12 protein-coding genes are annotated in these 13,599 nt (G+C 74.4%); 8 read left to right on the top strand and 4 right to left on the bottom strand.

Translation table 11 applies throughout. From position 1 onward, the window contains the following. Positions 1–72 precede the first annotated feature (72 nt). Positions 73–597: a flavodoxin gene (locus IPM45_01615; protein ID MBK9178269.1), complete on the top strand. Its 525-nt coding sequence runs from the start codon at positions 73–75 to the stop codon at positions 595–597. 15 nt (positions 598–612) lie between these two features. On the opposite strand, the gene IPM45_01610 is transcribed toward IPM45_01615, so the two are convergent. Further along, positions 613–1,164 carry a nitroreductase family deazaflavin-dependent oxidoreductase gene (locus IPM45_01610; GenBank protein ID MBK9178268.1) on the bottom strand — a complete coding sequence of 184 codons (552 nt, stop codon included), beginning with the start codon at positions 1,162–1,164 and terminating at the stop codon, positions 613–615. Between the two features lie 507 nt (positions 1,165–1,671). On the opposite strand from IPM45_01610, the gene IPM45_01605 reads away from it, so the two are divergent. The 3 genes from IPM45_01605 to IPM45_01595 are packed head-to-tail and all read left to right on the top strand — an operon-like array spanning position 1,672 to position 3,717. Beyond that, on the top strand, positions 1,672–2,181 hold the full coding sequence (locus IPM45_01605) for a hypothetical protein (GenBank protein MBK9178267.1): 510 nt from the start codon (positions 1,672–1,674) through the stop codon (positions 2,179–2,181). Between the two features lie 16 nt (positions 2,182–2,197). Then, entirely contained in the window at positions 2,198–3,259 is a 1,062-nt protein-coding gene (locus tag IPM45_01600; GenBank protein ID MBK9178266.1) for an NAD(P)-dependent alcohol dehydrogenase, read from the top strand. Beyond that, positions 3,256–3,717: a nitroreductase family deazaflavin-dependent oxidoreductase gene (locus IPM45_01595; GenBank protein MBK9178265.1), complete on the top strand. Its 462-nt coding sequence runs from the start codon at positions 3,256–3,258 to the stop codon at positions 3,715–3,717. Before IPM45_01600 ends, IPM45_01595 begins: the two co-directional genes overlap by 4 nt. Positions 3,718–3,780: 63 nt before the next feature. Here the strand turns inward: IPM45_01595 and IPM45_01590 are convergent, their stop codons facing one another. Next, complete coding sequence (locus IPM45_01590) at positions 3,781–5,982, bottom strand: FUSC family protein (GenBank protein MBK9178264.1); 2,202 nt, start codon at positions 5,980–5,982, stop codon at positions 3,781–3,783. A gap of 53 nt (positions 5,983–6,035) precedes the next feature. Beyond that, positions 6,036–6,599, bottom strand: coding sequence for a phosphohydrolase (locus IPM45_01585; protein ID MBK9178263.1), 564 nt, complete (start codon positions 6,597–6,599; stop codon positions 6,036–6,038). Positions 6,600–6,725: 126 nt separating this feature from the next. Here IPM45_01585 and IPM45_01580 point away from each other — a divergent pair, with 126 nt between their 5' ends. From IPM45_01580 to IPM45_01570, 3 genes are read left to right on the top strand one after another with little or no spacing between them, the layout of a single operon-like run. Then, positions 6,726–8,255 (top strand): DUF2157 domain-containing protein, encoded by a 1,530-nt coding sequence (locus IPM45_01580; GenBank protein MBK9178262.1) that lies wholly within the window; start codon positions 6,726–6,728, stop codon positions 8,253–8,255. Between the two features lie 58 nt (positions 8,256–8,313). Next, positions 8,314–9,255: an ROK family protein gene (locus IPM45_01575; protein ID MBK9178261.1), complete on the top strand. Its 942-nt coding sequence runs from the start codon at positions 8,314–8,316 to the stop codon at positions 9,253–9,255. Positions 9,256–9,257: 2 nt separating this feature from the next. After that, complete coding sequence (locus IPM45_01570; protein ID MBK9178260.1) at positions 9,258–11,066, top strand: class I mannose-6-phosphate isomerase; 1,809 nt, start codon at positions 9,258–9,260, stop codon at positions 11,064–11,066. Here the strand turns inward: IPM45_01570 and IPM45_01565 are convergent. Continuing rightward, the gene (locus tag IPM45_01565) at positions 11,008–13,098 is read right to left on the bottom strand and encodes a hypothetical protein (protein ID MBK9178259.1); all 2,091 of its coding nucleotides are present in this window, start codon (positions 13,096–13,098) and stop codon (positions 11,008–11,010) included. The genes IPM45_01570 and IPM45_01565 overlap by 59 nt on opposite strands. A 100-nt stretch (positions 13,099–13,198) precedes the next feature. Here IPM45_01565 and IPM45_01560 point away from each other — a divergent pair, with 100 nt between their 5' ends. After that, complete coding sequence (locus tag IPM45_01560; GenBank protein ID MBK9178258.1) at positions 13,199–13,591, top strand: hypothetical protein; 393 nt, start codon at positions 13,199–13,201, stop codon at positions 13,589–13,591. Positions 13,592–13,599 lie beyond the last annotated feature (8 nt).

Raw genomic sequence — 13,599 nt, 5'->3', positions numbered from 1 at the left:
CCGCGCTGATCCTGGGATGATGGGTCTCGCTGCCGGTTGCCGGTGCGGGGAGCTGGGCGGGAGGAGATGGGCATGCGGGCGGTCGTCGTGTACGAGTCGATGTTCGGCAGCACCCACGTGGTGGCCGACCGGATCGCCGAGGGCCTGCGGGAGACCCATGAGGTACTGGTGGTCCCCGTCGGCGACGCCACCGCCGAGGTGCTCGTCGGCATCGACCTGTTGGTCGTGGGTGGCCCGACCCACATGCACGGGATGAGCAGCCACCGGAGCCGCTCGATGGCCGTCGACATGGCGGCCGAACCGGACAGCGACCTCGAGCTGGACCCCGACGCCGAGGGTGAGGGCCTCCGCGACTGGTTCCACCACCTCCCGAAGCTCGAGGGCGTGCGTGGGGCGGCGTTCGACACCCGGCTGGCTTCGGTCGCGCTTGTGATGTCAGGGCAAGCGTCGAAGGGCATCGCGCGCCGCCTGCGTCACCACGGCGCGGTCCTCGTGGCCGAGCCGGAGAGCTTCTCCATCGACGACGACAACCACCTCGTCGAGAGTGAGGAGGACCGGGCCCGCGCGTGGGGTGCCTCGTTGGTCGCCAGCGGCTGAACCGTTCCGTGCCCGTCACTCCTCGGAGGGCGGCGACGGCCGGTCGGCGCCGTGCCCGGCGTCGGCCGACGCCTCGGCGGCCTCGTCGGGCTCGACCCTGCGAACCCGCAGGCACTGCTCGACGCGGAAGGTGCGGAGGTTGCGGCGCTCCTTGTCGGGGAGCGCATCGGCGACCTCGGTGAGCGGGATGATCTCGGGCCGGTGGACCTCGTAGGTCCGGCCGTCGGTGACGAGCGTCGCGGACCCGGCGGCGAGCACGTTCTTCAGCCAGTCGGGGCTGGTGCCGTAGGGGAGCGCGATCACGAACCCCCCTTCGGTGGCGAAGGGCCCGACCGGGGTCTCGTACTCGCTGCCCGACCGTCGTCCGACGTGGCGGATGATGCCGGCGTAGGCACCCGGCGTCCCGGCCGTCTTCATCTGCCTCGGGTTCATGTACCGCCGGTTGAGCTTGCGGACCGCGGTCTGCACCGCCGGCGACTTGGTGCGCATCCCGACCAGGAAGACGACCAGCAGGAGGACCACCCCGACGAGCAGGGCGCCCAGCGCCATCAACAACCGCTTGACCATCCGACGACCTCCTCGCGGGCTGGTGCTCCAGCCTGGCTCCTGCTCGGCGGCTGGGACCAGTCCCGAGAATCGTCCGCATCGGACCCGCGCCGGATCCTGCACCCGTCGGCCGCAGCCCCGGCCCGGCGACCGACCTCGATGAGGGTGAGGTACTCGCGGGCCGTCACGTCGGGAACGATCACCCCGGCCGGGTCGACCCCGGAGCGCTCGCTGGAGGGACGCACGCGTACAGGTGGGCGCCGGGCCAGGCCGTCGTCGATCGGCCGCCTGCCGGCGTCGTTCCCCGCCCTGGGTGCCGCCCCGGGGATCCCGCGTCGAGCGTGTCGCGCGACGATGGCACCTGTGGGGCGGTTGGCGACGTCGTCGGTGGCGGCCGCATCGGCGGCTGGTGTGGCCTATCTCACCTGGTTGCGGCCGCGGCTGCTGCGGTGCGGGGCGACGGACGAGGAGGTGGCGGCCGAACAGCCGGGTGACGGGCTGCTCCCGGTCGCGGATGCCCAGTCGACCATGGCCGTGACCCTGCACGCTGCCCCTGCGCAGGTGTGGCCGTGGTTGGCGCAGATGGGCTGTGATCGGGCCGGGTGGTACAGCTGGGACTGGCTGGACAACGCGCGCCGGCCCAGCAGCGAGCGGATCGTCCCCGAGTGGCAGGAGATCGGCGAAGGCGCCCGGCTCATGTCCACCCCGAGCGGGTCGAGCTGGTTCACGGCGGCGATCGTCGAGCCGCCGCACACCCTCGTGCTGCGCGCCGACATGCACCTTCCCGGTGGGACGCCCTTCGAGCCCGACGAGGCCCCGCCCCGCTGGCACATCCGCTCCACCTGGGGCTTCCACCTCGTGGAGCGCCCCGATGGGTGGACCCGACTGGTGGTGCGGACCCGGTCGACCGGTCGACCGGCGACGTTGTTGCGGCTCTCGAACCTGGTGATGTGGGAACCGGCGCACCTGATCATGCAGCGGCGCCAGTTCGACAGCCTCCGGCGGCGCACGGAGCAGCCAGGACGGGGCTCGCGTTGACCAGAGGGGACACGGGATGAAGGCGATCGTCCACCACGCGTACGGGCCGCCGGATGAGGTGCTGGCATTGCAGGACGTCGACGAGCCGGCCGTCGAGCGCGACGAGCTGCTGCTGCGGGTCCACGCCGCAGGGGTGAACCCCGGTGACTGGTACGTGCTGTGGGGCACGCCCTACGTCCTGCGCGCGGCGAGTGGGCTGGTGAGACCGAGACACCAGGTGTTGGGACTGGCCGTGGCCGGCACGGTCGAGTCGGTCGGCCGTGACGTGAGCCGGTTCCGGCCGGGTGACGAGGTCTACGCCGAAGTGCCCCGTGGTGGCTTCGCCGAGTACGCGCGGGTGCCGGTCGACGCCGCCGCGCCCACGCCGGCCAACGTGGGCTTCGAGCAGGCGGCGGCGGTCCCCGTCGTCGGCGTCACCGCCCTGCAGGCGCTGCGCGACGTCGCTCAGGTGCAACCCGGCCAGCAGGTCCTGATCACGGGGGCGTCCGGGGGTGTCGGCACGTTCGCCGTGCAGGTCGCCAAGACCCTCGGCGCCGAGGTGACCGGCGTGTGCAGCACCGCCAGTGCGGACCTGGTCGAATCGATCGGCGCCGATCACGTCGTCGACTACACCCGCCAGGACTTCACCCGCGGCGGACAGACCTACGACCTCATCCTCGACAACGTGGGCAACCGTTCCCTGTCGGAGCTCAGGCGGGCGCTGGTCCCCGGCGGGATGCTCATCCCCAACAGCAACAGGGGCGGTCGCTGGATCGGCGGCTACGTCCGGCGGGCCACCCACGCGCTCGTGGTGTCGCCGTTCGTGCGCCAACGGCTCCGCCCCTTCTCGGCGAGCGGCAAGGGCGAGGACCTGGCCACCCTGACCGAGCTCGTCGAGGCCGGGAAGGTGACTCCGGTGATCGACCGGACCTACGCGCTCAGCCGGACGGCAGAGGCGCTCGGCTACTACGGGCAGGGCCACGCCAGAGGCAAGGTCGTGATCGCCGTCCGAGCCGCGGACCGTGGCGCCGACAAGACGTGGGGGACCGGTGACGAGCGAGCAGCACCGCTCGAACCGCAGACGAGGAGGCGCACATGACCGGGAAGCCGAAGGCCCCGCGGGTTCCCCCGCGCTGGTTCGTGACGACGGCGTGGAAGGTGCACCGCGGCCTGTACCGGCTCGGCGGCGGCACGAGGTTCCTGTGGCCACCCGGCGGCAAGCGCGGCTGGGGAGCCCTGCGGCTGACGTCGACCGGACGTCGGTCGGGCGAACCACGCAGCGTCATCCTCGGCTACCTCGAGGAAGGCCCCACGATGTTCACCCTCGCGATGAACGGCTGGGGCGAGGGTGATCCCGCCTGGTGGCTCAACCTGCAGGCGCACCCCGACGCCACCGTGCGCACGGTGGAGGGTGAGCGTCCGGTCCGCGCCCGGGAGGCCCAGGGCGAGGAACGAGACAGGCTGTGGGCCCGCTTCGCCCAGGTCGACGAGGGTCTCGACCAGTACGCGCAGCGGCGGGCGACGCCGACCCCGGTCGTCGTCCTGGAGCCCCGCTGACCCGTTCCGACGACCTGGGGATCGCGGGAGGGGCGGCGACTGGACGGGCCGGCTCGGCTGCGTTCAGGGGGCCGGGGCGCTGGGCTCGGCGGCCTCGGGGGGGCCGTGCCACCGCCACCACGGCTGCGCGGCGAGGAGCGCCACCTCGTGCGCGGCCGGCCTGGCGCGATCGCCGGCCTGCTCGACCTCGCGCAGCCAGTCCACGGCCCAGAGGGTCCGCACCGCGGCGGCGGTCTCGTCCCGCCCGCGCTGGGTGGCCCCGGCCAGCACGTCGGCGGCCTCGGGGATCGTGGGGAGCGGGAGGACGAAGCGGACCGCCTCGCGGCTCACCGTGTCCGCCACCGCGCCGAGGCTCGCCGAGGCCGACATCCGCGCTTGCACGAGCACGGCGAGCCCTCCCCGCAGGCGAGCTGCGTCCTGCTCGGGCGAGAAGGCGTTCAGCAGGTCGGCTCCCATCCGCGCCGTGCCCGCCGCGGCGAGCAGCCCGGCACCCGCGTTGCCGGAGAGCGCCTTGCCCCGGCGCGAGCGGAGGAGGTCTTCGTAAGCCACGTCCGCCCGGCGCCGGGCCCGGGTGACGAGGGCGCGGGTGGAGCGGCTGCGACCGCCCGGCGGGGGGATGCTCGCCATGTCGGCGCTGGCGGCCCGGCAGAGCTCGGCGACCGTCCTGGCGAAGGCGGTGGCGGCGCCGCGGGGCCACAGCAGGAGGCTGGCCACCACCGCGATCGACACGCCGAGGGCGACGGCCTCGAGGCGGATCACCCCCACCTCCCAGCCGGCCGGGTCGAGCAGGTTCACGAGCACGACCACGAACAGGGCGAAGGCGGCCTGCCCGGCCACGGCCCCGCCGAACACCGGGGCGGTGGCCGCCAACCCGATGACCAGCGGGAGCACGATCCAGAGGCCGACCGAGCCTGGTTGGAGCACGACGACCACACCCCCGGCGAGGAGCACGCCGAGGACCGTGCCGATCACGGCCTGGACGGCGATGCTCCCGGTGTCGATGGCGTTCGAGCGCAGGGCGCCGATCGTGCCGAGGGCGATCCAGAAGCCGTGGGGCATGTCGGTGAGCTGGGCGGCGACCACGGCGAGCGTGAGGGCCAGCGAGGTCTGCACGCTCGTGCGCAGCCACACCGATCCGCCCGCCACGTGGGCGCCGAGGATCTCCCACGCCCGCCGCAGCGAGGCGGCGGGTCCCGGCCCGCCGACCGGCCCGTCCGGCGGCACGGCCAGGCCGTCGGGCACGTGGAGGCCTCCGATCCGGCGGGCGTTGGCGGCGATCGAGACGGTGAGGATGCTGAGGCCGCGGAGGGGCAGGCGCCCGTGCATGTCCCTCACGACCCGTACCGGATCGACGCCACGACAGAGGCCGTCCACCTCGTCGCCCTGGACCGCGACGCGGTACGCCTCGCGGGCCTCGTCCAGCTCGGCCAGGTCCGGGCCGGGGCCGCTGCGCTCGAGGGCGGCCGCGCAGGCGGCGTACTGACCGGCCAGCAGGGTGCGGAGCCGCCGCGAGTCGGGGTCGGTGCGCCGCATCGCTCCGACCACGAAGTGGAAGGCGAGCGACAGCTCGTCGATTATCGAGCTGAGCGCCTGCCCGCCTTCGCTGGGCCCGTTGGAGCGGTTGGGGATGCGGGCGTACAGGGCCTGCATCTCGCGCAGGTCGCCCTGGAGCCGATCCACGCGGCCGCCGTGGTCGCCCTCGGCGAGCAGAGCGCTGACCTCGCGACACACCAGGGCCATGCGCCGGCGCAGGGCGCGCTGCTCGTGGGCGGGGAACACCAGCATCAGCGCCACCGCCCCCAGGGCACCGGCGGCAACCACGCCGAGCACCCGGGGGGTCACCTCGTCGGTGCCGCCGGGGGTGAGCACGCCGAGGGCGAAGAGGATGAGCAGCGGCGTGGATGCCGCGCTGATGCGACCCCCGAGCACGGCGGCGAACCGGAGCACGAAGCCGACCACCACGGCCGACGCCACCGCCGCCCATCGGTGCTCGCTCACCACGGTGCCGCCGGCCATGAGGGCGGCGCCGACGGCGGTGAAGCCGACGCAGGCCGCGGCGCGCGAGCGGTAGGGGCCCTGGAAGTCGGCCATCACGAGCAGCGAGAACGAGCCGAACGAGGCTGCCAGGGCGAAGCCGGGCTCGTCGAGCACGAGGCCGCCCAGGGCGAAGAGGGGCGTGGTGACGAGCATGGCGCGCAGCGCGCGCCGCGCCGCCATGGCATCGGGGTCGTGGCGGAGCCAGGAGGCCCGCAGCCGGTGCCGCATCGGCTGCAGTCTGGCACCGGGCCGCTGCGATCGCCGGGCCGGCCCATGGGCCCTCAGCTGGGCGGGGTCCACTCCTTGTGGAGGACCCGGCGGACCATCGGCTCGAAGGTCGACATCGGCTCGCTCGGGTAGTCGGGGTCGAAGGACACCTCGTCGTAGAGGGCGCAGAACTCGGCGGTTCGCTCGAAGTGGGGGCTGTCGCGGTAGGCGTCGCGCTCGTTCGGGTCGATCCCGAGGTGCTGGCCGTAGAAGTACACCTGGAACACCGGGTGGTGGGCGAGCATCCAGTGGTTGGCCTCGGAGATGAAGGGGTGCAGGATCGCCGCGACGACCTCGCCGTGGTTGAACGGCCCGAGTGACTCGCCGATGTCATGGAGGAGCGCGCAGACGACGTACTCCTCGTCGCGCCCGTCGCGCAGCGCTCGGGTGGCGGCCTGCAGGCTGTGCTGGCAACGGTCGACGGGGTAGGCGGTGTCGGCCTCGAGATCGGTGAGCATCCCCATGAGCAGGTCCGGCAGTGCCGCCACGTTCTGCTCGTGGACCCGTGCCAGCACCGCGAAGTCGGCGTCGGAACCCTCGTCCATCCGCCGGAAGTGCATCCGCTCCGCGTCGTCCATCCGAGCAGGCTAACGGCGCGACGGGTGGCCGAGCACCCAGCGCTCGAACGACGAACGCGCCTCTGTGACGCGAGACGGCGCGGCCGTACACTCGAGTTGGAGCGTTCTACCGAGAGGGGGCCGACGATGGTGTTGGGTCCCGTGGTCTTGGTCGTCGTCGCGTTGGTCGTGGCGGTCGTGTACGCCCTGGGCCGGTCGAGGCCCGGAGCGCCCTCGGAAGGCGGCGCGACCGGTGTCGGCGCTGCGGCGTCGACCTCGTCGGGGGCGCGGGCGGATCCCGAGGCGCCGCCCGGCCCGGGGCTCCGCGAGGAGCTGTCGCGCTGGGTCGCCGCCGGGTTGCTGTCGCAGGAGCAGTCGTCGGCCATCGAGGCCCACGAGCGGGCGCGTCAGGAGCCGGTGCCGGTGCCGGTGCCGCGTCCGGTGCCGTCCGCGCCGGCCACCCCTGCGCGCCCTCGGCGCATCCCCGTGGTCGCCGAGTCGTTGGGGTACCTGGGCGGGATGCTCACGATCATCGGCGTCGGCCTCGTCGTGGCCCGGTACTGGCCCGACATGGCGACGGCCGGCCGGCTGGCGCTGAGCGGCGCCGGTGCCGTCGCCCTGCTCGCCGGCGGGGCGCTCGTGCGCGAGCAGTCCGATCCCGCGCTGGCGCGCCTGCGCTGGTTCCTGTGGCTGGCGGCGACGGCCGCCACCGGCCTGTTCGCCGGCGTCCTGAGCGCCGGCGCGCTGGGCCTCGGCGTCGAGTCGGTCGTGGTGGTCTGCGCCGGTGCGGTGGCCGTCGAGAGCGGGCTGCTGTGGTGGTGGCGCCCGCGGCCGCTCCAGCAGCTGACCTGCCTGGGCGGCGTGGCCGTGTTCGTGGGCGCCCTCGTGGCCCTGCTCGCACCTGACGCGGCCGTCGGGCTGGCGGTGTGGGCGATCGGGGCGACGTACGTCGCGCTCGGGTTGCGGCGCCGCACGCCGCTGCCGTTGCTGACCGAGGGCGTCGGCACGCTGGCGGTCGTCGCCGGCGCCGGGCTCACGACGGGCAGCTCGCAGACGTTCGGGCTGATCTTCGTCGTGGCCACGGCGATCGGCCTGCTGTCGCTGGCCACGGTGCCCGGGTTGGCCCCCGAGCGGGCCGACCAGGTCATCACCGGGGTGGTCGGTGGGCTCGCGCTGCTCCAGAGCGTGCCGCCCACGCTCGCCTACTTCGCGTACGAGGCCGGCGTGGCCACCGGGACGGTCACCTGGCTGGCCGGCGGCGCGCTGGTCTTCGTCGGGGCTCGACGCCTCGTTCGGCTGCCGCTGGTCGCACAGGCGCTCGGCGGTGTCGCGCTGATCGGGGGAGCGGCGCTCACCGGTGTGCAGTGGCCCGGCTTCGCACCGCTCTTCGGCATCGCGACGGCGGTCGGCCTCATCGGGCTGGGGATGCTCCCCGGCCAGGTGCTGCTGTCGGTGTTCGGCTCGCTCGGGTTGCTGATCAACGTGCCGTGGGCCATCAGCCGGTACTTCCCGGGCGAAGGGCGCGCGCCGCTGCTCCTCGCGGTCTGTGGGGGCCTGATCCTCGCGGTCGCCGTGTGGATGACGCGGATGGGGAGCCGGTTCCGGCGCGACCTGGGCGGCCCTCACCGCGGCGCGCCGCGTCCGCCGGCCGGGATGATGCCGAGGCCCTCGCACTGACCGGCTCACGGTTCGCCGCCCGGCCGGTGATCGGCTGGGCTGCGACGAGGAGGGCACGATGCCGACGTTGGCCTGCGACATCGGCGGGACGGTGATCAAGGTGGGCGTCGTCGAGGGCGCCCGGCTGCTCGCCCGACGGTCGATCGACGCCCGCTCGGAGGAGGGCCTGGCCGCGCGACTCCCCGCGATCCGCGAGGCGCTGGAGCAGGTGGCGCGCGAGGCCGGGACCGCCCCGGGCGACTGCCGCGGCGTGTTCGTGGCGATGCCCGGCATCATCGACGTGCGCGCTGCCCGCGTCGTGTCGGTGCACCAGAAGTACACCGATGCGCCGACCGTCGACCTGCGGGCCTGGGGCGCCGGCCTCTGGGGTCTGCCCCTGCGGGTGGAGAACGACGCTCGCGCGGCGCTGGTCGGGGAGTGGCGGGCGGGTGCCGGGCGCGGCGCCGACGACCTGGTGATGGTCACCCTGGGCACCGGGATCGGCACCGCCGTGCTCACCGGCGGCCGGCTGCTGCGGGGGCCACACGGCACCGCCGGCAACCTGGGTGGCCATCTCACGGTCGACGTCGACGGACGGGCGTGCACGTGCGGCAACATCGGGTGCGCCGAGGCCGAGGCCTCCCAGTCGGTGCTGGCCGACCTGGTGGCCGCCCGGCCCGGGTACGCGGCGAGTCCGCTCGCGGCAACCGATCCGCTCGACTACCGCGCGGTGTTCGACCTGGCCGCCGCCGGCGATCCCACCGCGGCATCGATCGCCCGACGCAGCCTCGACGTGTGGGCCGCACTGGCCGTCACCCTCGTCCACGCCTACGACCCCGACCGGCTGGTCGTGGGCGGAGGCATCGCCCGCGCCGAGCCGGTCGTTCCCACCCTGCGCCAGCACGTGGCCCGCCACGCCTGGACCCCGGATCGCACGGTCGACGTGGTCCCCGCCCGGCTCGGTGACGACGCCGCGCTCCTCGCCGCCGAGTGGGCCCTCGGCGCTCCGGACGGCCACTAGCCGTGGCGGACCCGGCCCGGCGACGCTCGACGTACGACAAGCAGCCGTTCATCGGCGTGCCCGGCGGCGCAGGACGGTGCGTCGCCGGGTGGGAGGCCGCCGGCGCACGGCTCCGTGCCCACGTGGACACGCGCGGCGCTCGCCGGGCCGTGGTGGTCGTCGACTGCTACGTGGGGACGCACGAGCGCGAGATCCGTGCCGCCCTCGACACCGCCCTGACGCCGGTGCTCACCGTGGACCCCGGTGCCGCGCTGCGCCCCGAGGCGGAGATCGAGGCGCTCGCGGCCCCGTACCTGGGCGGCGACGATCCCCTCTTCGGCACGCTGAGCGACCTCGAGCTCCCGCAGCTCTTCTCGCCGCAGGCGCTGGCCGCGCTCCGCCACCGCGTGGAGGCCGTCACCGAGGGCATCGTGCTCGTGGTGGGCTGCGGCGCGCGCCTGGTGCACCCCGGCGACGTCGTGGTGTACGCCGACCTGGCCCGGTGGCAGGCACAGCAGCGCCAGCGGGCGCACGAGATCCCGGCCCTCGGCGTGGACAACCGGGCCCTGGAGCCCAACCTGCAGCTCAAGCGGGCCTACTTCGTCGACTGGAGGGTGTGCGACCGCTGGAAGCTGGCCTGCTGGGAGGGCCTCGACTTCCTGCTCGACACCAACCGGCCCGGCGACCCGAGGCTCGTGGAGGCCGCCGCGCTGCGGGCCGGCCTCGACCACGCGGCGCGCCGGCCGTTCCGGCTGGTCCCGTTCTTCGACCCGGGCCCGTGGGGTGGCCACTGGATGGAGGAGGTGTGCGACCTCCCCCGGGACGCGCCCAACCACGCCTGGTGCTTCGACTGCGTGCCCGAGGAGAACAGCCTCGTGCTCGGCTTCGGACCGCACCGGGTGGAGATCCCTGCCCTCGACCTCGTGCTCACGCGCCCTCGCGAGCTCCTCGGCCCCGACGTGCACGGCCGCTTCGGCGCGGAGTTCCCGATCCGCTTCGACTTCCTCGACACGATGGGGGGCGGGAACCTGTCGTTGCAGGTGCACCCGCTCACGGCCTACGCACGCGAGCACTTCGGGCTGCGCTACACCCAGGACGAGAGCTACTACCTGCTCGACGCGGCCGGCGACGCCTCGGTGTACCTGGGCGTGCGCACGGGGGTCGACCGGGGGGAGATGGTCGCCGCGCTCCGCGCGGCACAGGCCGGCGGGCCGCCCTTCGACGTCGAGCGCTACGTCAACCGGTGGCCGGCCCGGCGCCACGACCACTTCCTGATCCCGGCCGGCACCGTCCACTGCTCGGGCGCGGGTTCGATGGTGCTGGAGATCAGCTCGACCCCGTACCTCTTCACCTTCAAGCTCTGGGACTGGGGCCGCCTCGGCCTCGATGGACGGCCGCGCCCCATCAACATCGATCGGGGTGTCGCCAACATCCAGTGGCACCGCGACACCGAGTGGGTGCGCGGGCAGCTCGTCAACCGCATCGAGCCGCTCGGCGAGGGGACGGGCTGGCGGGCCGAGCGCACCGGCCTGCACGAGCGCGAGCTGCTCGAGACGGTTCGGCACTGGTTCACCGACGCCGTCCCGCTCGACACCCTCGACACGGTCCGCGTCGTCAACCTGGTGCAGGGGGAGGAGGTCGTCGTCGAGAGCCCCGCGGACGCCTTCGAGCCCTTCGTCGTCCACTACGCCGAGACCTTCGTGGTGCCCGCCGCGGTCGGGCCCTACACGGTCCGCCCCTGGGGCGCGGCCGTGCGCCACGAGTGCGCCACGATCACGGCGTCGGTGCGCCCGACGGGCGGGGCGAGCGGGCCGTCGACCCCTCGGGGGTGAGCGAGACCCCGTCGGCGTGCAGGGCGAGGCGCCAGCTCCCGGCGGCCCAGCGCAGGTGGTGGAGCACCCCGGTGGCCGGTCGCGCCTCGTCCGACCGCCACCGTGGGTCGGCCGCGCCGATCTCGGGCCGGAACCCGAACACGTGGGTGACGACGGTCTCGGCGAACGCACCTCCCGCCGAGCCCTCGCGCAGACAGAAGCCCCGCGCCGCGATGCGCACCGGAGCGTCGACCGTGTCGCGCTCCGGTCCCCACAGCTCGTAGGCCTGGCCGACGACGCCCTCGGCCAGCGCCCCGACGACCCGGTGCAGCAGGTCGACGCCCTCCGCGAACCGGCCGAGCTCGAACATCGCCTGCGCGGTGAGCGCGGGCCATGCGCCGAAGGCGCCGTAGGGCCCGTGGTCCGGCCGGTCCGAGGCGGCGGCGGCAGGGTCGAGGAGCGACTGCGCCCGCATCCACGACGCGGTGAGCAGCTCGCGCTGCACGAAGCCGACCATCTCGGCACGCACGGAGTCCGTCAGGCGGTCGCCCAGGAAGGCCCCGGCGCAGATGAAGTCGTAGCAGTGCCGGACCTCGAGCCGTCGACCCTCGTCGTCGAGGCAGCACCAGGTCCCCTCGCCCGGTCGGTAGAGGCCGACCACGGCGTCGGCCACCCGCTCGGCGTCGGCGAGCAGCGCCGCCGCCCTGGCCTCGTCGCCGCGCCCGCGGTGCAGGGCCGCGACGGTGCGCAGCATCCACACGTTGGCGGCGTTCAGCGAGACCACGCGATGGACGTAGGTCGGCACGCACTCGAGGAGGTTGTCGGCGTCGCCGTAGTCGGCGAGGGGGAGCGCCGGATCGGGTACGAGGGCCCGCCACGCCGTGGCCAGCGACTCGAGGTGCGCGAGCACCGTGCGCCCGGCGATCCGCTCGTCGAGGAAGGCGACCTCGCCGGTGACCGCCACGTAGTCGTGGACGAGACGGAAGAGCGCCAGGTGGTTGGCCGCGTACCACGGACCTCGGCGTCCCTCGGCGGACTGGGAGGCGAGGTAGTCGACGGTGTCGAGGTCGACCAGGGCGCCGCCGAGCGGGTCGAGGGCGAGGAACAGCCGGACCTGCTCGCGCAGGCCCCGGGGCTCCAGCAGGGCGAGCAGCCGCGAGATCATCGAGGTGTCCCAGAGGAAGACGGTTCCGTGGGCGCGCTCGCCGCTGGTGACGAACACCCGGTCGCACAGGCCCAGGTCCGTGCGGTGCAGGACCAGCAACGTGAGCACGGCCGTGTAGTAGAGGTGCGCCAGGGCCTCGTCGGCCGTCTCCAGCACCGGCAGGTGGCCCGAGAAGTGCGGGTTGGCGGGCGCGAACACGTGCGCCCAGCGCTCGGCCCACCGCTGTCCGGTGGCGTGCCAGGCGTCGTCGAAGCCCGCGACGAGCTGGTGCGCCCGCGCGCCGACGCTGCGGCGATCGGGCCCCTCGGCCTGGGCCAGCCGCACCGTCGCCGCCTCACCCGGCCCGAGCACGAGCCGCCACGTCGCGGTCGCGCTCCCGGCGCGGGTCGAGACCCCGTGCGGGGCGTCGGCGGGCACCGTCAGCAGCTGCCCGGGACCGGCGTGGCCCCAGGCCAGGTCGTCGACGGCCTCGCCGAGCCCGGAGACCGCCAGCTCGACGATCCGGGGCCCGGGGCCGGGGTTGCGCACGGTGATCCGGGTGAGCAGGCCGGACTCCTCGAACAGGAGGCGCACGACCGTGGCGACCTCGACCCCGCCGACGGTGGCGCGCCGCAGCGCCTGGTAGGCGAACCACCGGCAGGCGTCCGCCTGCACCTCGGTCCCGTCGAGCGAGAGGGCGAGGCGCGGGTAGGAGCGGTAGTCGAGGAACTGCGGACCGACGCGCGCGTACAGGTCGTCCGGCCCGGTCCAGTAGTGCACCCCGAGCACGTCGGGGGCGCACACCGCCATGCGGTGGAAGTTGTGCAGCGACGGCATGTGGGCGAGCTGGGCCACCGCCAGCCACTCGGTGGCCAGGTCGTCGAGCGACGGCACCGACGGCTCGGGCACGGCCCGGACGGTACCCCCACCTGCCGGCTCCCCGCCGCGACCTGCCCCGACCACCGAGACGCGGGCCGGTCCCGCTCCGCTGTGTAGGGTCGACGCCATCGTGACCGGAGATCCGACGACCCCGGCCGCTCCCGCCGGTGACATCGTGGCCCTCGCCCGCTCCGTCGACGAGGCGGTGCGGAAGCTCGCGACCCTCGACGAGCCGGCCCTGTCGCTGGCGCTGGCCCTGCAGGAGGCGGTCGAGGCCCTGCACCACGAGGCGCTCCAGCGCATCGTCTCGAGGCTGGCGTCCGATCAGCGGGGGCAGGTGCTCCTGGCCGAGCTGCTCCGCGACCCGGCCGTGTCCACCGTGCTCGTGCTGCAGGGCCTGGTGCAGGTCGGCGAGCCCGGAGCCCGGGACGTGGAGATCGTGGAGGGCGCGGGCAGCCAGGCCCTGCCGGCCGATCCGTCGGCCGCGGTGATCACCATCGACCTCCCCGAACCGCCCCGCTGACCCCGGGG

The organism is Acidimicrobiales bacterium (assembly GCA_016716005.1).
Classification (GTDB): Bacteria; Actinomycetota; Acidimicrobiia; order Acidimicrobiales; family JADJXE01; genus JADJXE01.
The sequence above is the reverse complement of the archived record's forward strand: the minus strand, read 5'-3'. Positions and strand labels throughout refer to the sequence as shown.

Excerpts from the sequence above, each read along its gene's own strand:
- IPM45_01600 (MBK9178266.1), top strand. The coding sequence starts at position 2,198 with ATGAAGGCGATCGTCCACCACGCGTACGGGCCGCCGGATGAGGTGCTG.
- IPM45_01615 (MBK9178269.1), top strand. The coding sequence starts at position 73 with ATGCGGGCGGTCGTCGTGTACGAGTCGATGTTCGGCAGCACCCACGTG.
- IPM45_01605 (MBK9178267.1), top strand. The coding sequence starts at position 1,672 with ATGGCCGTGACCCTGCACGCTGCCCCTGCGCAGGTGTGGCCGTGGTTG.
- IPM45_01590 (MBK9178264.1), bottom strand. The coding sequence starts at position 5,982 with ATGCGGCACCGGCTGCGGGCCTCCTGGCTCCGCCACGACCCCGATGCC.
- IPM45_01575 (MBK9178261.1), top strand. The coding sequence starts at position 8,314 with ATGCCGACGTTGGCCTGCGACATCGGCGGGACGGTGATCAAGGTGGGC.
- IPM45_01610 (MBK9178268.1), bottom strand. The coding sequence starts at position 1,164 with ATGGTCAAGCGGTTGTTGATGGCGCTGGGCGCCCTGCTCGTCGGGGTG.
- IPM45_01595 (MBK9178265.1), top strand. The coding sequence starts at position 3,256 with ATGACCGGGAAGCCGAAGGCCCCGCGGGTTCCCCCGCGCTGGTTCGTG.
- IPM45_01580 (MBK9178262.1), top strand. The coding sequence starts at position 6,726 with ATGGTGTTGGGTCCCGTGGTCTTGGTCGTCGTCGCGTTGGTCGTGGCG.
- IPM45_01585 (MBK9178263.1), bottom strand. The coding sequence starts at position 6,599 with ATGGACGACGCGGAGCGGATGCACTTCCGGCGGATGGACGAGGGTTCC.